The organism is Microbulbifer pacificus (assembly GCF_033723955.1).
In the GTDB taxonomy this organism is placed as follows: domain Bacteria; phylum Pseudomonadota; class Gammaproteobacteria; order Pseudomonadales; family Cellvibrionaceae; genus Microbulbifer; species Microbulbifer pacificus.
This window is the reverse complement of sequence record NZ_CP137555.1, coordinates 1,868,067-1,888,212: the sequence shown is the minus strand read 5'-3', so window position 1 is coordinate 1,888,212 and position 20,146 is coordinate 1,868,067. Positions and strand designations below refer to the sequence as shown.

The 20,146-nt window shown below is 59.2% G+C and carries 14 protein-coding genes; 7 read left to right on the top strand and 7 right to left on the bottom strand.

The features are described from left to right. Window positions 1-20 precede the first annotated feature (20 nt). A complete protein-coding gene (locus R5R33_RS08150) occupies window positions 21-2,441 on the top strand; it encodes a TonB-dependent receptor (protein WP_318955526.1) in 2,421 nt (806 codons plus the stop codon). Between the two features lie 118 nt (window positions 2,442-2,559). Further along, on the top strand, window positions 2,560-4,188 hold the full coding sequence (locus R5R33_RS08145) for a tetratricopeptide repeat-containing sulfotransferase family protein (protein WP_318955525.1): 1,629 nt from the start codon (window positions 2,560-2,562) through the stop codon (window positions 4,186-4,188). A gap of 69 nt (window positions 4,189-4,257) precedes the next feature. On the opposite strand, the gene R5R33_RS08140 is transcribed toward R5R33_RS08145, so the two are convergent. Next, a complete protein-coding gene (locus tag R5R33_RS08140) occupies window positions 4,258-7,044 on the bottom strand; it encodes a M1 family metallopeptidase (RefSeq protein WP_318955524.1) in 2,787 nt (928 codons plus the stop codon). A gap of 455 nt (window positions 7,045-7,499) precedes the next feature. On the opposite strand from R5R33_RS08140, the gene R5R33_RS08135 reads away from it, so the two are divergent. Continuing rightward, window positions 7,500-9,104, top strand: coding sequence for a hypothetical protein (locus R5R33_RS08135; protein WP_318955523.1), 1,605 nt, complete (start codon window positions 7,500-7,502; stop codon window positions 9,102-9,104). A 78-nt stretch (window positions 9,105-9,182) separates the two neighbouring features. Here the strand turns inward: R5R33_RS08135 and gloA2 are convergent, their stop codons facing one another. From gloA2 to R5R33_RS08105, 6 genes are all read right to left on the bottom strand, one after another. Then, window positions 9,183-9,566 (bottom strand): SMU1112c/YaeR family gloxylase I-like metalloprotein, encoded by a 384-nt coding sequence (gene gloA2, locus R5R33_RS08130; protein ID WP_318955522.1) that lies wholly within the window; start codon window positions 9,564-9,566, stop codon window positions 9,183-9,185. Window positions 9,567-9,587: 21 nt separating this feature from the next. Further along, a complete protein-coding gene (locus R5R33_RS08125) occupies window positions 9,588-10,151 on the bottom strand; it encodes a sugar O-acetyltransferase (protein WP_318955521.1) in 564 nt (187 codons plus the stop codon). Between the two features lie 73 nt (window positions 10,152-10,224). Continuing rightward, the gene (locus tag R5R33_RS08120; protein ID WP_318955520.1) at window positions 10,225-11,169 is read right to left on the bottom strand and encodes a dihydroorotate oxidase; all 945 of its coding nucleotides are present in this window, start codon (window positions 11,167-11,169) and stop codon (window positions 10,225-10,227) included. 193 nt (window positions 11,170-11,362) lie between these two features. Further along, window positions 11,363-11,854, bottom strand: coding sequence for a GNAT family N-acetyltransferase (locus R5R33_RS08115; protein ID WP_318955519.1), 492 nt, complete (start codon window positions 11,852-11,854; stop codon window positions 11,363-11,365). Window positions 11,855-11,940: 86 nt separating this feature from the next. After that, window positions 11,941-12,249, bottom strand: coding sequence for a hypothetical protein (locus R5R33_RS08110; RefSeq protein WP_318955518.1), 309 nt, complete (start codon window positions 12,247-12,249; stop codon window positions 11,941-11,943). Window positions 12,250-12,382: 133 nt separating this feature from the next. Beyond that, window positions 12,383-13,297: a LysR family transcriptional regulator gene (locus tag R5R33_RS08105; RefSeq protein WP_318955517.1), complete on the bottom strand. Its 915-nt coding sequence runs from the start codon at window positions 13,295-13,297 to the stop codon at window positions 12,383-12,385. A 151-nt stretch (window positions 13,298-13,448) separates the two neighbouring features. Here R5R33_RS08105 and R5R33_RS08100 point away from each other — a divergent pair, with 151 nt between their 5' ends. The 4 genes from R5R33_RS08100 (at window position 13,449) to R5R33_RS08085 (ending at window position 20,087) form a co-directional block, all read left to right on the top strand. Continuing rightward, window positions 13,449-14,894, top strand: coding sequence for an NAD-dependent succinate-semialdehyde dehydrogenase (locus R5R33_RS08100; RefSeq protein ID WP_318955516.1), 1,446 nt, complete (start codon window positions 13,449-13,451; stop codon window positions 14,892-14,894). 212 nt (window positions 14,895-15,106) lie between these two features. Then, a complete protein-coding gene (locus R5R33_RS08095; RefSeq protein WP_318955515.1) occupies window positions 15,107-16,420 on the top strand; it encodes an aspartate aminotransferase family protein in 1,314 nt (437 codons plus the stop codon). Window positions 16,421-16,835: 415 nt separating this feature from the next. After that, the gene (locus tag R5R33_RS08090) at window positions 16,836-17,663 is read left to right on the top strand and encodes a DUF6515 family protein (RefSeq protein WP_318955514.1); all 828 of its coding nucleotides are present in this window, start codon (window positions 16,836-16,838) and stop codon (window positions 17,661-17,663) included. Between the two features lie 174 nt (window positions 17,664-17,837). Beyond that, entirely contained in the window at window positions 17,838-20,087 is a 2,250-nt protein-coding gene (locus R5R33_RS08085) for a mechanosensitive ion channel domain-containing protein (RefSeq protein WP_318955513.1), read from the top strand. Window positions 20,088-20,146: the final 59 nt, after the last annotated feature.

Below are 20,146 nucleotides of genomic sequence, written 5' to 3'. Positions count from 1 at the left end.
CTGACCTAGCAGAGGGCATCATGAAAAAACTGACCAAGCAGAGGTTTAGCAAATCCACACTCGCCACCGCGGTCGCGGCGGTATCCGCCAGTACACTGCTCACCGTACCCCGGGTGGCTCTGGCGCAAAGTGCCGAACCGATAGAAGAAATCATTGTGACGGCAACCCGCCGCGCACAGAGTGTGCAGGATATTCCCTACAATATTTCTGCGGTGGCCGGTGAGGAGCTGGAATCCAACAACGTTACGGATTCGGCAGAAATGATGCGCAGTATCGCCGGTCTCACCGTGGTTGATCGCGGCTACCGAAATTCCGGAACCGTGAACGGGGTAGTGATCCGCGGTATGAATATCGATACCGGTGCCAATGGCGATGTGCCGCTATCGGCGGTGGGAACGGTAGCCACGTATGTCGACGATACTCCGCTCTATGCCAATTTTGTGCTCAAGGATATCGAGCGTGTGGAAGTACTGCGTGGCCCCCAGGGAACGCTGTACGGGTCGGGATCTCTCGCCGGCACCGTGCGCTACATCATGAACAAACCGGTGATTGGCGAGTTCGAAGCGAAAGTCGGCAGCAGCCTGAGTCAAACCGAGGGTTCCGAGGGCTTCAACCTGAACAGCGATGCCCTGATCAACGTTCCCCTCGGGGACAAACTGGCGTTTCGCGCTAACGTGGGGATGATTGATAACGACGGCATCGTTGATTACGCCAACGTCTACGCCACCGATGCCAGCGGTGCACCCGTGGCGGTGGGTGGTGATATTGCCAACGGCGCACCGGTATTCCGGCGTGTAGAGGATGCGGACTACGTCGATATCACCTACGGCCGCGCCTCACTGCTGTTTGCGCCAACGGACAATGCCAGTATTCAACTGACGTATCAGCAGCAGAGTGACGACATCGGCGGTCGTCGCCAGATTACCCGCGGAAGCAACTGGGTGAGCGGGCAGGAGGCGTCCTACGACGACTATGAAAATGGCGCGGTCACGCTGGAGCCCTCCGAGCGCGACGTGGACATGACGGCGCTGGAAATCGAAGTGGATCTGGGCTTCGCCACGCTGACCTCCAGCACCGCGGACTACAACCACAGCGGTGTCGGCATCAGTGACAACTCCGGCTTTTATGCCGCGCAGAATTGGTTTGAAAACCTGTACTACGGCACACCGCGGCCACTGGCCAGGGCCGAGCGCTTTTACGATGACTCCGCCTTGGTGCAGGAAATCCGACTTGTCAGCAATGCCGAAGATGCGCGCGTCGACTGGGTGCTCGGGCTGTATTACATGGATCAGGATGCCAATGCCGGCCAGAACAGCTACATGCCGGGCTGGGCTGAATATGTAGCAGTCGCGCCGACGCCGTGGGATACAGAAACCCCTCTGGCGACCACACTCGCGGATTGGGGCGCGGATGTACAGGATCAGGACTTCTACTTCCGCCGCAACCAGAATTTTGTCGACAAGGCGCTGTTTGGCGAAGCCACCGTCCACCTGAGCGATATTGTGCACCTGACCCTTGGTCTGCGCAGCTTCAGTAACGAGCTGAGCAACGAATCCCAGTTGTCACTGCCGATCTGGCCGTTCCTCGGCAATGGCGACGCGTCTTTTAAAACCAAAGACGACGACACCCTGTTCAAGGCAAATCTCGCCTGGGATATTTCAACCAGCACTATGGCCTATGCCACTGTGTCCGAGGGCTACCGCCGCGGTGGCGCCAATGCCGTGCCCACCATCGGATTTTATGCGGAAGACCCCGGCTACCTGCGCTACGAATCCGACTCGGTAGTGAACTATGAAATGGGCGTAAAAGGTTCCACTGGGTTGATGCGTTATACCGTATCGGCGTTTTACACCGACTGGCAGGATCCTCAGCTCAATACCGCTACCCCGGCATGGGGCTTCTTTGCGGCAATGAATGGTGACGAAGCGCGGGTTCAGGGGCTGGAAATGGAAGTGGAGGGTAACCTCAGTGACAAGCTTCACTACACCGCGGGTTATACCTATGTGGATGCTGAACTGACCAAGGACTTCATCACCCCGACCGGCGTGACTATCGCCAGTGCCGGAGAGCGGTTGCCGAGTACCGCGGAGAATACCTTCTCTGTCTCCCTCGACTACACCACCGCATTTAGTGATGGCATTGATTGGGTGAGCCGCGCCAATGGCTATTACCAGTCGGATTCGGAAAACGCGATTGGCAGCGGCGTCACCGCGGCGAAGATTGATGCCTTCCAGCTTTGGGGGGCAAACACCTCCCTGGTTGCCGAGAGCTGGAGTGCGACGCTGTTCATCAAAAATATATTCAACGAGGATGGTGTCACCGGACTGCTGACCGAGCGCCATATGGGGACGGACCCCAGCGAGGGATTCCTTGGCAACTCCTCCAAGGATTACATCAGTCAGCCCCGCACCTTTGGTGTATCAGGTAGTTATATCTTCTGATGTCGTTTTGAAAAAACGCGCTAGCCGCTTCTCACTCTGTTGACCTTGCTTGATTGCCGGCCCTGTGGGCCGGCATTTTTGTGTATGCTAGGTCCAACCCCATAAATCGGGATGCCCCATGAACGAGGCCACGGTAAATTCACAGGACAGGTATCTCCGTGCGCTGCAGGCCTATCAGCAGCGGGAATACCGGCAGGCAGAAGCACAGGTAAGCGCCCTGTTGCGGGAGCGGCCCGAACTGGTCAATGGCTGGCGGCTGCGGGCGGATATTCAGTATGCGCTTGGGCAACTGGATACGTGTATTGAATATCTGGAGTCGGCGCTGGCTGTGGCGGAGGCCGCTTCCAAACCCTGGGTGAGCGCCAGCCTGCATCTGGTGAAAATACTGGTTGCGTCAGGGCAGCAGCGGCGAGCATTGCGGGCTCTCGATATTATCGATTTCTCCTGCGTTGACCATATCGAGCCGTTGTCTCAGGCTGCTTACCACTACTCCCTCTGTGGCGGGTATGCCGCATCGCTGCTGCTTTACGAAAAAGCATTGCTTCTCCAGCCGAATAATACTCAGCTGCTGTTTAATTGTGCCGCCGCCAATCGCGCCATGGGAAAGCTGGCGCGCGCAGAACAGCTATATAACCGTCTCATCGCGCAAAATCCTGTGGATGCGGAGGCGTACAAAAACCGCTCCGATCTGCGCCGCCAGACCAGGGCGGCCAATCATGTGCTGGAATTGGAGCAGGTTTTAAAGGGGCGCCCTTTGGATACTGGCGGTGAGAGTCAGCTGTGCTTTGCGCTGGCGAAGGAGTATGAAGATCTCGAGGAATATGCGAAAAGCATGGCGATGCTTGAGCGGGCCTGTAAATTGCGACGGTCCATCATTCGCTATGCTCCCGAGACCGACCTCGAAAAAATAGATGAAATCATGCGGGTTTTTGATCGCGACAAGATCTTAAATGCCATGGCGAAATCTTCCGAGCCGGCACAGGGGCGTGAAATTGTGTTTGTGCTGGGGATGCCACGCACCGGAACCACACTGGTAGACAGGATATTGTGCGCTAACGGGCAGGTGGTATCGGCAGGTGAACCGGGAATTTTTTCACGCCTGCTCACGGAAATGATTGAGGAAATTGCACGCGAGAACAGCGGTGAAACGGTTCCAGGTAACAAGGGTCTGGTAGAGATTGCCGCGGGCATTGATTTTGAGCAGTTGGGGCGGAACTATCTGCAGGAAATCAAAGGCAGGGTATCCCGGGAAGGCTCGGAATTGATTCTCGATAAGAATCCGATGAATTTTCTGTATGTGGGCCTGATTCGGCTGGCATTGCCCGGGGCAAAAATCGTGCATCTCTGTCGCGATGCGATGGATACCTGTTATGCCATTTACAAGACCCAGTTCAGGAACGCCTATCCGTTTTCATACGATCAGCAAGAGCTGGCCAGGTATTTCCTCAAATACCGGGCGCTGATGGCGCACTGGCAAACTGTGGTGGGTGACGGGGTTCTTGATGTCCACTACGAGCGACTGGTAAAGGACTTCGCCAGGGAAACACAGCAACTGTATGCCTTTTGCGGGCTGCACTGGTCAGCGTCGGTTGCGGATTTTCACATGAATACCCGGCTGGGAACGGCTACCGCAAGTGCCAGCCAGGTGCGGCAGCCGGTTTACGCGACTTCTGTTGGAAAGTGGAAGAATGTCGAGAAGGCGTTGCAGCCAATGCGGCAAGTGCTTACCCAGGCAGGGTTTGTCTGAACCGCTAACTACAATTGCATATGCAAAAAAATGGCAGCCTGGGCTGCCATTTTTTGTTATGTGAAAGCCTTATTTCAGGCCCGCGACCAGTGCCTGTCCCTTTTCTTTCAGGGCCATGCACAGGTTGATACCTTCTTCCGTCTGCGCCAGGGCACGCTCGTAGCCGGGCACCAGTTTCTGTTGCTGGGTGAACAGCAACTGCACCTGTTGCAGTGAATGCTGGTCGCAGAAGTTCGCGGCGAAGCGCGGGGTATCGCGGCGCCACTGCTCCGGGATTTTCGTTACCACGCTGCTGAAATTGTCCTGCAGCCACTGCCAGTTGCGTGCCTGGAGTTTGGGCTCCGCCAGAGCATTGCGAATCAGGCCGAAGGCCTCGCGTGTGCCCATGCTGTCGCTGAGCGCCAGGTTGTGGATGGTGTCCAATTGCGAAGGCTCGGTGACGCGGCCGATGGCGTTGGCACTGGCGCTTTCGAACAGCGGGTCATCCAGTTCACTGCGGACCTTGATCAGGTGGTCGAGAAACGCCTTGCCGGAATCCTGTACCGCAACGGTGAGTGCGGCTTCATACAGGTCGGAATCGAGAGCGCCCGGGTTTCTCGGCTGGTTGAAACCGGTGAATTGTTCGGCCTTTTCACGCAGGGCTTTGCGCGCGTTGGGGTTGTTGCCTTCCAGCGCCAGGAAACCGATCAGGCTGCTGTACAGCAATTGGCTGTCGGGATCACTTTCCTGCTGCAGCGCATTGAGCCTGCCGCTGTAGAGCTTGTCGAGAAATGCCTGCCAGTCGCCCGCGTGATCGTTGTCCACGTAGTGCGCGGCGTATTTGGACAGGTAGCCCAGTGGCGCTTCCACAACCTGGCGCTTGTCGGCGTTGGCAGAGAGGCGGATCACCTCGGTGAGCAGGGCGGGTTGCAGGTTGCCTGCCTCGAAGGCGGCGAAGGCGCTGTCGATCAGGCTCAGGCGTTCGGTGGGGCTCAACTGGTCGAACTGCGCGAGCAGTGCCTGCCAGTTTTTCTCATCCAGGTTGAAGCGGTAGTAGCCGCTGCCGTCCACATTGGGCATCACCCATTTCGGGCACGTGCCGCCGGAGATGTCCACGGTCTGCTCGGTCTCGGTGAGGAATTCACACTGGCTGACGCCGGTGCTGGCACGCATACACAAGGGAATGCTCCACTGCTGGCCGACTTCCTGGATCGGTGAACCCAGCGGCTTGTAGCGCGCCTGTTTGACGTGGAGCTTGGCATCGCCGGCGGTGTTGCAGTCGAGAGTCAGGTCCAGCTGCGGCACGCCTTTCTGTTCCACAAAGGTGCGGAAGGTGTCGGTGAGCTGCGGGCTGTTGGTCTGCTCGCCGATCACTTTATAAAAGTCCGGTGAGTCAGCCACGCCGTCGGCGAAGGTTTCGATATAGCGGCCGAGGGCGGGGCGGAAGGTCTCCGCGCCGAAATACTCGTCCACCATGTGAATAACACCCAGGCTTTTCGAGTAGGTAATGGCGTCGTAGGCGTTGCGGATATCGTTGTTGTCGGTGATCGGCTCGCGAATGGCGCGGGTGCTGGCGAGGGAGTCCAGCTTCATCGCGCGGATGGCGCTCACTGCGGCATTCAGGTCGTGGCCGCCGTCCGGCTCCATGGTGGTGAGCACCAGGGGGGTGCCCCAGGTGGCAAAGCCTTCTTTTAGCCACAGGTCGTCCCACCAGGGCGGGGTGACCAGGTTGCCGAACCACATATGCGCCATTTCGTGGGCGTGCACGCCGAGCAGCGCGAGGCGCAACCCCGGTGCCGGTTCATCGCCCTCTACCAGAATGCGCTCTTCGCGGTAGGTGATAGCCGCGGAGAGTTCGGTAGCGCCGCTCGGCCACTGGGGTGCGGCGATGATGTCGAACTTCTTGAACGGGTAGGGGCGCTGCAGCTGTTCTTCAAAGATGCGCAGCATCTGCGGGGTGACGTCGAGGATGTATTTGAGATCTTCACCGCGGCCCTTGCGCGCAAAGCCGCGCAGCGGCAGCTCGTGCTTGCGGTATTTATTGGCGGGGATCGCCGGGCGCTCGACCACGTCGAACGGACCCACCGCGAGGGACAGCAGGTAGGTGGACATGGGGCGGGTCTGGGCGAAGGTGACCTTTTCCATGCCGCCCTCTACGTCGCTGCGGCCGATCTCCGGGGCGTTGCCGATGGCCACATAGCCCTTGGGAATGGTGAGGCTGATGTCGTAGGTGGCCTTGAGGCCGGGCTCGTCGAAGCCGGGCAGGTAGCGGCGCGCCTGGATGGATTCGGATTTGGCCAGTGCGTAGGCCTCGCCCTTTTCTTCCACCTTGAACAGGCCGGCGAGGTTTTTGTCGAACGGCGCGTTGTACTGGATACGCAGGGTGATCTCTCCGGCGGGGATGCCGCCGGCAAAGTCCACGCGCACTACGCCGCTGTCGAGCATCTGCCGGTAGTGGGCGGGGACGATCTTGTCCTCGGCTTTCTGCTTGCCGTCGGCACCCGGCAGCAGGCCCTTGATGTCGGTGACGTCGATGTTGTTGCCGTGCATCCAGATATGGTCGGTGGGGTTGTCGACTTCGATGTCGATTTCCACCTGGCCGTGGAAGCGGTCCTGGCGCGGGTCGAGGGTGAGGTCCAGGCGGTAGGCTTTGGGGCGCACGCCCTCGGGCAGTTTGCCGGCTGGGGGCTGTTCTTCGCCCTTGGCAGGTGCCTCTAGGTCGGTTTTGGCGGAGTCTTTGACGGCGCTGTCGCTGGCGGCGGGTTTGTCCGCGGCCTGTTCCTGGGTGCTTTTGTTGGCGGTGTCACAGCCACCGAGGAGCAGAAGTCCGGCCAGCAGGCTGGGCAGGGCCAAGCCGGGCAAAGTAGTGTTTCGCATGTGTTTTCTTTGAGTTGGCTTTTTAGAGGGTCGAAAATTTTCCCTATTGTAGCGGTTTGTCTGGGGCGGTCTGCAGGGGAATGGGATGGATGGGACTGTGTGGGCGGCAGGTCGAGTCTGGCGCCAGCAGGGCCAGTGTCTGCACGGTTTTCTCTCTGTGTTGATTTTCGTTTTTGATTGCTGCATCGCTCCGGCCAATGGCGTGGACTGGCCGCACGCCACGAGCCTAGGGAGCTGGCGGCGATAAAAACCGACCAGCTCTGTGGCTGTGAAGTCACTCCAGCCATTTTTGACTATACGCAGCGGTTTGGTCTTTATATCTGATATGAATTAAAGGCCTTCTCTTCAGATTGTTCTTTTTTTAAACAGTGAAAACGGGTATTGTGGCTTTTCGCGCAAGGCTGACTAAAAAACAGCCAATTGTATCTTTAGCGAAATATCCGGGTGGTCAGAATATGTTTTCACGAATGCTCGCGTACGTAGTCGTTTTTTCCGGCACATGGCTGTTTACCAGCAGTTCCATGGCGGACAATCTGGCGAAAGACACCTGGTACGAAATTGACAGCGCTAACTTTCACATCGTCACCAACGGTGAACCCGGCTCTGTGCGCCGTCTGGCGGAAGATCTGGAGCGCTACCGCTCGGTGGCGCTGAGCCTGCTCGGTGCCAACGATGACGGCGCCAAGCTGACCATCTACGCCGCCGCCGACCGCGAGAGCTATGCGGGCCTGGTGGGTGAGGACCTGTCGGAGCTCACCAACGGTCTGTTCGACACCACCGCCGAGGGCAGCTATGCGCTGGTAAACCTCGACGGCCGTACCGGCGAGCGCCAGCTGGAAGCCCGGGAGTTCCTGTTCCACGAGTACACCCACTTCCTCAGCTACAACGGCACCACCACGCACTACCCCTACTGGTACAGCGAGGGCTTCGCCGAGTTCATGTCCACCATGACCTTCGGTCCCGGCAATACCTACGAGATCGGTGCCATCCCCGGCGAGCGCGCCATGACCCTGCTGTACACCAGTCCGGTACCGCTGCAGGAGCTGCTGCGCGCCACCGTGTACAACACTCCGGATGAAGAGAAGGGCCGCATTTACGCCAGCGGCTGGATGCTGGCCCACTGGATCATCATGGAAAGCGGCAAGACCGAGGAATTCAAGAAGTTCGTCAAGGATTACAACAACGGGGCCGATCCGGTGAAGGCACTCACCAAGAATCTCGGCATGTCCCTCCGCCAGATCGAGAAGGCCTACAACGACCAGTTCCAGAGTGGGCGTTTTGACCTCGCTCGCGGCAAGGTGCCGGCCAGCTTCAAGTCGGTGCGTCCGAAACTGAAGGTAATGAGCGGCCAGGAGACTGTGGTTGAACTGGCGCGCTTCCTGGTGAAGTCCGGCTACAACGCCGAAGGGCTCGAGCAGATGGTGGAGCACGCCGAGCGCGAGAACATCTACTCGGCAGAGCTCACCGCCGTGCGCGCCGATGCCGCTACTCGCGCGGGTGATTTTGACAGCGCTGCCCATCTGCTGGCCCAGGTGGCTCCTTCCGACCGCAACCAGTTCTGGTATCAGAAGGCCCAGGCGTGGCTGTGGCTCAACCGTGAAATCGGTACCTTGGGTGGCGACCGCAACAAGGTGGCACTGAAGAAGGCCCGCGACCAGTTCGTACAGCTGGTCAACAACCAGGCCGGTGAGGCGATGAACTGGTATGGCCTTGCCATCACCATGGAAATGCTCGGCTACCCGAAAAAGCAGTACGTGGACATGCTGGAGCAGGCCTACCTGCGCGCGCCCCGCGAAGTGCATATTGCCCAGTGGATGGCCAAGGAGCTTTACGAGCGTAAAGATGCATCGTACTTCGCCCAGGTCGCGCAGCCGCTGATGCTGGAACTCACCAGCGAGGTTGAGTACAACGAGATGAAGAACATGCTGGCGGAGCTGAAGCCCGAGGCGAGCGGCCAGGCGATCGAAAGCGTAAAAAGCCAGAGCCGCGCGCTGGTGAAAGACAGTGCGCAGAGCAAAAAGAGTGCGACCGGCGGCAATTCTGCCAAGGCGTCGCCCTGACGGATTATGATTTTCTCTGCCGAATTGGCGGAATACTTAGGGGAGCATAGCTCCCCTTTTTTATTAAGTGCTGTAATTCTATTGTTCGTACAATTCCAGCGGCAGCCCGTCCGGATCGCTGAAGAATGTAAACCGTTTGCCGGTGTATTCGTCTACGCGCACCGGCTCTACTTCCACACCGCACGCCTCGAGATGTGCCTTCGCTTCCTGTATTGAATCCACCGCAAACGCCAGGTGCCGCAACCCCCGTGCCTCGGGATAGCTGGGGCGCACCGGCGCATCGGCAAAAGAAAACAGCTCCACCTGGCCGCCGTCTGGCAAGCGCAGATCCAGTTTCCAGGAATTGCGCGGCGCGCGGTAATTTTCGGCAATGATTTCGAGGCCGAGAATTTCGCTATAAAAATTTTTCGAGCGCGGGTAATCAGAGCAGATGATGGCCGCGTGGTGGATGGATTTCAGCATATGAAAACATCAGAAAATAAATCAGCACTTGGGTTCGATGATGCGGATTACTCTGGCCGGGTTGCCCGCCAGCACCACGCTGTCGCCGAAACTTTTCGTTACCACCGCGCCGGAGGCGACCACGACGTTATCGCCCAGGGTAACCCCGGGATTGATCACCGCCATGCCGCCGATCCAGCAGTCGTTGCCGATGGTGACCGGCCTGGCGTACTCGCGCCCGCTGCGTCTCTCCACCGGGTCGAGTGGATGGGTGGCGGTATAGATACCCACCTGGGGTGCCAGCATGCAATTATCGCCAATGCGCACTTCCGCTACATCGAGAATCACACAGCCGAAATTGGCAAAGAAGTTCTCACCCACATGGATATTCCCGCCATAGTCGCAGTGAAACGGGGACTCGATCTGGATCTGTTCGCCGGTACTGCCGAATAGCTGGCGGATCAACCGATCCCTCCGGGGGCGGTCCTGCTGGCTGACGGTGTTCAGCTCCTCAAACAGGATGCGTGCGTGCAGGCGCATCTCCGCGAGCTCCGGGTCAGCCGGGTTGTACATTTCACCGGCGAGCATTTTTAGTTTTTCGCTCATGCTGTAGTGCTTATTGGGTATTTGACGGGGCGAACCGGGGGTGGAAATGATACCGGTAAGAACAGGAGGTGGGTCAATCCAGAGATCTGAGTTTTCCCTGGAAGCTCGTGATGTCTGCATAGCCCTTTTGCTGCATGATTTCGCCAAGCTCGCGCGCAATACGCGAGAAACAGGTGGTTCCCTCGCGCATGAACTGGGTGCCGATCTGCACGGCGCTGGCGCCACACAGGATGTGTTCAAACGCGTCCAGACCGCTTTTCACTCCGCCGCATCCAATGATGGCTATGTCTTTGTTAAGCAGAGTGTAAAACTTCCGTACATTTGCCAGTGCGGTGGGTTTGATGAAGTCGCCACCGATGCCACCAAAGCCGGATTTCGGTTTTATTACCACCGATTCGGACTCCGGGTCGATGACCAACCCGTTGCCGATGCTGTTGACACAGGTCACGAACGCCAGTGGGTAATCGTTCAGCACAGCGGCCATCATGTCAAAGTGGGGCAGGTCAAAATAAGGCGGCAGCTTGACCCCGAGAGGCAGCGACACGTGCTCGAATACCCGTTGCAGTAGCGCGCGGCTCTGTTCGAAGTCATAACCGGTCTGGGGTTTGCCCGGCACATTCGGGCAGGAGAGATTGAGTTCAATGGCTGCGATATGTTTTTGGCCGGCCAGCGCCTTGATCATGTCGACATTGTCCTGGTGGCTCAGGCCAGAGATGGACATGATGTAGGGTTTCGCGAAGGCCTCGGCGCGGCTGGCGTAGTCCAGATAGTATTGAAACCCCTCGTTCGGCAGTCCCATGCTGTTGATGCTGCCCCAGGGGGTTTCAAAATACCTCGGCTCCGGGTTGCCCGCGCGCTTCTCCAGTGTGGCGCTTTTGCTCAGGATGGCGCCAGCTTCACTGTTGCCGATTGCGTCCAGTTCCTCGGCCGTGGTGCACAGTGGGCCGGAGGCGTTATACAGGCAGGAGGAAAGTGATACGCCCGCGATAGACGTCGCCAGGGAAACTGCCGCAGCCATAGTCAGTTCTGCTCATCAAGAATTCATACCCAATGAACTATATATGCATTGCCTGAAGGTTTTCCGGCTGGGGGCTAAGAGTCGTGCCTTCGGCGGATAAAGCGTCGAGTTTTTGCGCTCTCCGGCCGCGTGTTGTAAGACGCCGGTGGAAGGTGGCACACGATTGTTTTCGTGCACCACGAACTGCGGATAATCACTCTTCGGTATCTGTACGATAGATCGCCATACCGCGCGCCTGGTAATTGCCCAGGGCGCTATCGTGATCCAGGGTGCAGGTGTGGACCCACACCCGACGACAGGGCGCCCATTTCCACGCCTCTTCAAGGGCACAGCTCAGCAGGTGACCACCAAAACCGCGGCCGACAAAGCGCGGTGCCAGGCCAAAATAGGCGATCTGCACATCGCCATCGGGCTGTTGTTCCAGTTCGAAATAGCCGGCAATGGCCCCGCGATAGTAGGCGACCCAGGTGCGCAGTGCATCGCGCTCCGCATAGTCCTGCCACTCGCGGTCCGGCCATTTCAGCTTATCGGTCCACTGCCACGGCTCGCCCACCAGCTGGTAGAGGTAGCGATTGAAACGAAATTCTTTTTCCTCCGCTTCAATCACCGAGAAGCCCTCGGGGCAGGGCTTGGCGTTCAGTTCCCGGGGGTCGGTCATTTCCAGGTAATACGTCGTTACGCTCAAGGTTTGCTCCAGTAATTAATAGCTTTTGCGGGGGGTGATCCCTGTAAACATATGAGGGGCTGCGGTGCGAAGTTTTCTGGGACGCATCAGCTCTCCTGGCGGGTGCGCTCGTAGGCGGGGGATTCGTAGTGGCTGTAGTCGACTTCTTCGAAGACCCACGACAGCGGTGCCTGGGCTTTGCGCTCGGCAATGGTCTTGCCGAATATGTCGACGTGTATATCCTCCATCAGCTGGGCCAGCTCTGCTTTGCTGCTGAGCCCGAGAAATATCCCTGCCTGCATAAAGCCTTCGAGGCGGTGGCGCTCAATGGGCGGAATTGGAAAACCCAGCTTGGACGAGCCAAAAAGCCCACGTAGCCTGCGGGATACTTCCTGGGTGAATTTTTCTTGTTGCATGTGATTCCTGTATCCATCAACGGCTAACACTGGCCTATCCCTTTTGCATCAAATACGGCCAGCTTGTATTTGATATGGGTGAGGTGCTGCGTTTTTACTGCGTGGGCCTTTGATGTGTTCATGTGCCGTGCGATTAGTGATTGAGTACCAGTGCGGAAGTAAACAACTGTACGGCAGGTTGTTCCATGGCACTGCTTTTACACGTAATGGCATTCTGTATCTGGTAGCTGAAGCGCTCGGGTCGCAGCGCGATCAGGGCTCCATTTCTAACATATTCATCCGCCAGGTAGGTGGGCAGAAAGCCGATAAATTTTCCCGACAGGATCATCGCCAGGCGCGCGGCCATATGGTTGGCGATGCTTTTGTGTGGGAACAGCCGGTACAGGTGTGCGGCGCCAGACAGCACCGCGTGATCCGGTGCGGCGAGTTCCTGCTGGGTAATGAACTCTTCATTCATATCTGTTGTGCAGGGATGGCTCGCCGCGCCGTAGAGCAGCGATTGATGGCTGAACAGGGGCTGGTAGCTGAGGCCCGGGCGGCGGGAGTGCAGCGGGTTGAGGCCGACATCGGCGCGCCCGGCGAGAATTTCCAGCTCCAGTTCATGGGGGGCGGCGAGCTGGATATCCAGCTGCAGCTGCGGCGCGCGCTCGCGCAGGCGCGCGATGGTGGTGGGCAGGTCGAGCTGGGGCATTTCCAGCACATCATCCGGCAACAGAATACGCAGTTTGCCGGTGAGCTGTGACTGGATGGCATTCACCTGGCTTTTGAAACTGGCCAGGTGGCCGTCCAGTTCCAGGATGGCCTGATACAGGGCTTCCCCCTCCGGGGTCAGCTTGAAGTCGGCGCGGCCGCGGGAGCGCAGGCACAGCTGCAGGCCCAGGCGTGTCTCCAGGTCGGACAGGTGCACGCTGATGGTGGAGCGGCTGATATTGAGAGCCACTTCCGCGGGCGCCAGCCCGCCGGCCTGTACCACTTCGCGGAATACCCGCAGCAGGCGCAGATCCATATCGCTGATGCGGCCGGAGAGTGCGGATTTGCCGGTTTTCATCCTCAGGTCCTGAAATCGTTCATTGAAGCTGCCAGCCTAAATCAAAGTTTGATAACCGTAAATTTTAGTTTCACAGTTCTTACTATTCGCCGCTGGACTGCCGATCCAGAATCGCGGAAACGTTGATACAACAGCGATCAGGGAGTATTCGATGGAACTGAACAATAACCAATTGTTGAAGGCCCAGAACTATATCGATGGCCAGTGGCGCGATGGCGCCGGTAAGTTGGCGGTCACTGACCCCGCAACGGGTGCATTGCTGGCGGATATCGCCGATGGCACCGCGGCAGACGCGGAGCAGGCGGTGGCCGCGGCCCACGCCGCTTTCCCGGCATGGAGTGGCAAGACTGCCGCCGAACGCGCAGCAATCCTGAAGCGCTGGTATCAGTTGATCGCCAACAACCGCGAGGACCTGGCGCGGTTGCTGACCATGGAGCAGGGCAAGCCGCTGGCGGAGGCGCTGGGAGAGATCGATTACGGCGCCTCTTACATCGAGTGGTACGCGGAGGAGTGTCGTCGCGCCTATGGCCAGACCATCCCTACCCACAACCCGAACATGCGCCTGCACACCATCCGCCAGCCGGTGGGTGTGGTGACCTGCATTACACCGTGGAATTTCCCCAATGCGATGATCACCCGCAAGGCGGCGCCGGCACTGGCGGCGGGCTGCACCGTGGTGATCAAGCCGGCGGCAGAGACGCCCCTGTCCGCACTGGCGCTGTGTGCGCTGGCGCAGGAGGCGGGATTGCCGGCGGGTACGCTGAATGTGGTGGTGAGCAGTGATTCGGCGGCCGTCGGCAAGGTGCTGACACAAGATCCGCGGGTGGCGAAGTTCACCTTCACCGGCTCTACCCAGGTGGGCAAGCTGCTGATGAGCCAGTGCGCGGGCACGGTGAAGAAAATGTCGATGGAGCTCGGTGGCAATGCGCCGTTTATCGTGTTTGACGATGCGGATATCGATGTGGCGGTGACTGCCTGCATGGCTACCAAAATGCGCAATGCAGGCCAGACTTGTGTGTCCACCAACCGGATTTACGTGCACGAGTCGGTGCACGATGTCTTTGTCGAAAAGCTGCGCGCGCAGATGGCGGCGCTGGTGCCGGGGCATGGGCTGGAACAGGGCACAACTTTTGGGCCGCTGATTTTCCGCCGCGCGGTGGATCGGGTGCACGGCCTGGTGGAGGAGGCGGTGGCCAATGGGGCGCGTCTGCTGTTGGGCGGGGATTTTCTGCCGAACGGCGAGAATTACTATGCGCCGACGCTGCTGGTGGATGTGCACGATGATATGCGCATTGCACGCGAGGAGATTTTCGGGCCGCTGGCGGTGGTGCTGAAGTTCCGCGATGAGGCGGATGTGATCCGACGCGCGAATGATACGGCGTATGGGCTGGCGGCTTATGTGATGAGCGAGAATATTCACCGCGCGAATCGGGTGGTGGAGGCGCTGGAGTACGGCATGGTGGCGTGTAACGCCGGTGTGTTCTCGACCACGGTGGCGCCCTTCGGCGGTATCAAGGAATCCGGTATCGGCCGCGAGGGCGGCGTTGAGGGTATGGCGGAATTTTACGAGACCAAATATTGCTGCTACGGGGTTTGAGCTTCGTAGCTGATTTAGAACTTTCTAATTTCCTGAGGTGGCGGCAAAACACCGGGTGCGGATTTTCAGGACCGCTGTGAATACATCCCTGTACGCTGCGTCGGCAACATCCCTGTTGCCGACGCTCCTGAAAACCCGCACCCGGCACTTTGCCTTCGCTTCGAAGTTTTTTACTACGTTAGTAAGGCTCAAATTTTGAGTCGGAGAAATTCATGTCCGAACTGAAAACCGATGCATTCTGGATGCCCTTTACCCCCAACCGCTCTTACAAGGCGGCGCCGCGCATTGTCGAGCGTGCGGAGGGCATTTACCTGTTTGAAAAATCCGGTCGCAAGATCATCGATGCCACTGCCGGCCTGTGGTGTTCCAACGCGGGCCACTGCCGTCGCGAAATTGCCGAGGCGATTCACCAGCAGGCGCTGAAGCTGGATTACAGCTCCATTTTCAATTTCGGCCACGAGCTGAGCTTTGAATATTCCGAGCGCCTGGTGCAGTACACGCCGGATGGCCTGAACCGTGTGTTCTTCGGCAATTCCGGTTCCGAGGCGGTGGAGTCGGCGCTGAAGATTGCACTGCAGTACCAGCGCGCCCGTGGCAAGGGCACCCGCACCATGTTTATCGGCCGCGAGAAGGGTTACCACGGGGTGAACTTCGGTGGTATTTCCGTGGGTGGTATTCCGACGAATTACCAGGCGTTCGGCCAGCCGGTGAAGTCCAATCACATGCGCCACACCCTGGATATCGCGCGCAATGCGTTCAGCCGCGGCCTGCCGCAGCACGGTATCGAGCTGGCGGAGGATCTCGAGCGTCTGGTTGCGTTCCACGGCGCGGACCAGATTGCGGCGGTGATTGTGGAGCCGTTCTCCGGTGCCGGTGGTGTGGTGCTGCCGCCGCAGGGTTACCTCAAGCAACTGCGCGAGATCTGCGACAAGCACGATCTGCTGCTGATTTTTGATGAGGTGATTTCCGGCTGGGGCCGTACCGGTTCGCCGTTTGCCTCCCAGGAATTCGGGGTGACGCCGGACATGATCACTTCCGCCAAGGGCATCACCAATGCGACGGTGCCGCTGGGCGCGGTGTTTGTGAGTGACAAGATTTACAACACCGTGATGGATGCCGCCGCCGAGGGCGCAGTGGAGTTTTTCCACGGTTACACCTACTCCGCACACCCGGTGGCCTGTGCTGCCGGTATGGCGACGCTGGATATCTACGATCGCGAGGGACTGCTGACCCGCGCCGCCGGCGATATCGGCAAGCACTGGGAAAACGCACTGCACAGCCTGGCGGATCTCGACAATGTGATCGATGTGCGCAATTACGGGCTGGTGGGGGCAATCGAGCTGCGCGCACCGGAAAACCTCAAAGGCAAGTTCGGGGCCAAGGCGTCGGCGCTGGCGTGGGAAGCGGGGGTGATGGCGCGGGGCATTGGCGATGCGCTGTGTATGTCGCCGCCGCTGATTATCGAGGCCCATGAAATTGACGATATCGTCACCAAACTGCGCGAGGTGATTTCCGGGCTGGCATAACCACGTTATCTGCAGCTGACCGATTAGCCGGATACATGAAAATGTATCTGGCCTATCGGTCAATCTTCCGCGATATACGGCAGACACGGACTGCCTGAATGTCGAGTGGATGGGGAGTCTGCCACCTCGAGGCTAGAATTTCCGGGTAGTCGGTCGAATCGGCACAAAGTGCGGAACCGTTGAGGTTTGGGCGCTGTGCTGTGTTCGCCACCCATTATGGGAGGGTGGCGCCTCCGGCTACCGTGGCGCGTGCGGTTCCTGCCGCCTAGTCTTTTAAGGTGGCGGGGGCCGTGCGTGGCTGTTTCTGCGGATCAGTAATTGCTGAACCGAAGGTGTGGGGGTGGTGTGCAGTGTGCCGCATGGTGCACGTGGCGGAGGTCGCCCTATGCCCGGACTTTCAGGATTTCTTTCGCTTGTGCATGGGAACCGCCCCTGCGCGCGAGTTCTCCCCTCACTGCTGCTTTTCTCTTGCATCGCCGCCGGTAGCGCGAGCGCGCAGACGAATCCCCAGAACTCTCCCCCACCAGATCAATCCAGCGGCGCGGCGGAGGAAGATTACCGGCGCGACCCGGACCGCCAGCGGCAGTTACCCGCTTCTGCCAAGCAGCTGACCCTGAGCGGCAATATTTACTACTACCTGGATGGGTATTTCTACCGCAAGGAAGCCGACGGCTATCTGCGGGTGGAGCCGCCACTCGGGGCGGAGTTGTCATTCCTGCCCGGCCGCAGTCAGGGTTTTGAAATTGATGGTCAGCGCTTTTTCCTGAGCGGCACCGGTACTTTCTACCGCTTTGATCCCCGCCGCGGCAGTTATACCGTGACCACGCCTCCCTATGAATGGCGCCGCTACTACAACGGCGACATCGTGGGTGCCTACGAGGAGCGCCTCTACGGCTATCCCGACGAGAACCTGGACGACCTGCGCGACCGTTCCGGAATTCCCCGTGCCTATCCGCCCGGCGCTCTCGACCCCAATGGCAGGGGCGAGGAGGGCATTCCGTTGTATGAAGCGGAGGGCTACCGCGATCCCCGCCGCCGCGGAATAAGACCCTATGCCAATGTCAGGCCCCCGTACGACTGGAGCAGTGGCGAGCGCTACGACAACCGCGCGCTCGCCGAGTCCGCCTGTCGCCAGGGCGCATCCGATGCGGCGCGGCGCGGCAGCAGCCTGGAAGACCAGCGCCAACGGATTTATCAGCGGGAATACCGCGACTGTATCCAGCGCTACGACCGCCGCCGCTGAGAAACGGCGCGGCTCATCTACACTGAAGTCAATGCGGTGATTGTGCGCCTGCCGGCATCCGGTGCGCCTGTGATTACCGCCGCCGTATAACAGGAATACCGATGTACAGGGACAGTCTCGGGCATGGCCGGTTTTAGCGCCTGTTCTCCCCGTCAGCCACGGCAATGTTTCGCCTTGCCTGCCGCGCGGCAGTGGTTGCTGTGCCTCGCTGCCATCCTGCTGTTGCTGCCGATGATCGCCGCAGCGCAACTCCCCTCTACCAAGCCGAAAGAATTCTCTCCGGTCATCCCGGACTTCAATGAGCTGGCCGCGGACTGGTGGACCCAGTGGCCGGACGCCACCCAGGAACAGCGCGAGCAGTGGCTAAAGGAGCTGGAGAAAGCCTGGCAGGACTGGACCCCGTCCATTCCGGAAGACGCGGACCTGGGCAAGAAGGTCGGCGAGGTCAAACTGCGTTTCAGTGGAATTCGCAAGACCTGGCTGAAGCGCGCGGAGCTGAAGAAGGTCGGCGTACTGCCCGAGGTCAAGTTCCCCAGTAACCCCAATGTGCTGCAATGGGCGCAGTCGGATGCGGCGGTAGCGCGGGGCCAGCAACGCCTTGACGGCCTGCGGCTCGAGAAGTCGCAGATGGATGAGAGTGTCGCGCAGGCGCTAAGTCGTATGCGGGAGCGTGTGGTCGCGTTGCGCGACAGGAGCCGCGCGGACCCGAAATATCTCGAAGCCACGGTAAATGTGTTTCTCGCCCAGCTCACCTATTTGCAGACGCTCGAGGAGCAGCGGCTGCTGCAGGAACAGCTCATCGCGTGGCAGGAGGAGTTGACCTTTGCCCGCGCGGAACTGGAGCGCATGTTGAAGGAACTGCATTACAGCGCCGCGGTATCGAAAAAGCTTGCCGCTGCGCGCACCCAGGAAAAATCCAATCTGGAGGATCTGGCGCGCGAGCGCAGCGATTCCCAGAACCTGATCTTCGAAAGCTCCGATGCCGCCGTCACCATGGAGCAGCAGATCAAGATGATGAACTTCAGCGTGGCGACGCTGGAAAATCGCCTGCAGCTGCGCAAGCAGGAACTGCTGCAGGCCATGAACAGTGTCTTGAGCGAGACCGAGGGCGAAGAGCAGAAGTTGTCCCTCAGCAAGGATCTGGTGGCCAATGCGGAGACGGTAAAAAATAATCTCTCGCGCCAGCTCAATGTGCGCCAGCGCCAGATCGTTGCCTGGGTGGGGGAAGACTCCAAGGCTATGACCAAGTGGTGGCGAGAGTTTGAAAAGGTCGCCAGCGGCCTCGGTCGCGCCGGTGACCTGATTGACGATGTGAAGCGCTACGAAACTGCCCAGCTGTTCGTGTACCAGCGCCAACAGGGTTGGTGGAAAACCCTCGGTGAGCGCGCCGTGCACCAGTTCCAGGACCTGCGCGCCAGTTGGCGTAACCTGGCCAACTACGAGTTGTTTGCCATCAGCGGCCAGCCCATCCGCCTGAAGGACATCGCGCAAATTATCCTGGTGATTCTCGGCGCCTGGGCCTGTTCGCGGCTGCTGAACTGGATCTTGAAGCGCATGGTGCGTAAAAACCGCACCAGCGAGCAGGGTGCCTATACCCTGTGGCGAATCCTGAATTACTGCATCGTCCTGATCACTTCCATCATCGTGCTCACCATGGTGGGGCTGGACACCTCCAAGCTCACGCTGATCGCCGGTGCCCTGTCGGTGGGTATCGGCTTTGGTATGCAGGCGATATTTTCCAACTTCATTTCCGGCATCATCCTGCTGTTCGAGCAGCCGCTGCGGGTCGGCGATCTGGTGGAGCTGGAGTCCGGGGTGTTCGGGCGCATCCGCGATATCAATGTGCGCTCCACCCGCATTACCACCCGCGACAATGTGGATATCCTGGTGCCGAATTCCGAATTCGTCACCGGGCGTGTCACCAACCATACGCTGGACGATCCGGTGCGGCGCATTCACGTGATGTTTGGCGTCGCCTACGGCACCGATCCGGAAGTCGTGCGCGAGGCGGCGATGGCGGCGGCGGAGCGGGTGCCGGTGACGTTTACCAACTGGCAGCGCAAAACCGAGGTGTGGCTCACCAGCTTCGGCGACAGCTCGCTGGATTTCAAGCTGGTGGTGTGGGTGAACAGCAATGCGGTGTCCTCCCTCGGGGACCTCACCGCGCTCTACAACATTGAGCTGCTGCGGGAGTTCAACCAGCGCGGCATCGAGATTCCCTTCCCGCAGCGCGACCTGCATGTGCGCAGCTGGGGGCCGTCGACACCGGCGGTGACCGAAATGCCAGTTGATGTCACGAAAACGGAGCGCGCCCCGGCGTCTAGGCGCGGCTCCGCCGGGAAGGAAGACTGGCCGGACGATGCTGCGAGCGGCGACGGCGAAGATGGCGGCAGCGAGGACGGAAATGGTCCTACCGGTCACTAATGCGGTGGAAGCCAGCCTTTGGCGCATTTTTCATGATTTGCATCAAGCTGAAGGTGCGC

Coding starts and splice junctions, on each gene's coding strand:
- R5R33_RS08105 (WP_318955517.1), bottom strand. CDS start 13,297: ATGAAAACCGGCAAATCCGCACTCTCCGGCCGCATCAGCGATATGGAT.
- R5R33_RS08125 (WP_318955521.1), bottom strand. CDS start 10,151: ATGAGCGAAAAACTAAAAATGCTCGCCGGTGAAATGTACAACCCGGCT.
- R5R33_RS08140 (WP_318955524.1), bottom strand. CDS start 7,044: ATGCGAAACACTACTTTGCCCGGCTTGGCCCTGCCCAGCCTGCTGGCC.
- R5R33_RS08150 (WP_318955526.1), top strand. CDS start 21: ATGAAAAAACTGACCAAGCAGAGGTTTAGCAAATCCACACTCGCCACC.
- R5R33_RS08110 (WP_318955518.1), bottom strand. CDS start 12,249: ATGCAACAAGAAAAATTCACCCAGGAAGTATCCCGCAGGCTACGTGGG.
- R5R33_RS08135 (WP_318955523.1), top strand. CDS start 7,500: ATGTTTTCACGAATGCTCGCGTACGTAGTCGTTTTTTCCGGCACATGG.
- R5R33_RS08120 (WP_318955520.1), bottom strand. CDS start 11,169: ATGGCTGCGGCAGTTTCCCTGGCGACGTCTATCGCGGGCGTATCACTT.
- R5R33_RS08100 (WP_318955516.1), top strand. CDS start 13,449: ATGGAACTGAACAATAACCAATTGTTGAAGGCCCAGAACTATATCGAT.
- gloA2 (WP_318955522.1), bottom strand. CDS start 9,566: ATGCTGAAATCCATCCACCACGCGGCCATCATCTGCTCTGATTACCCG.
- R5R33_RS08145 (WP_318955525.1), top strand. CDS start 2,560: ATGAACGAGGCCACGGTAAATTCACAGGACAGGTATCTCCGTGCGCTG.
- R5R33_RS08095 (WP_318955515.1), top strand. CDS start 15,107: ATGTCCGAACTGAAAACCGATGCATTCTGGATGCCCTTTACCCCCAAC.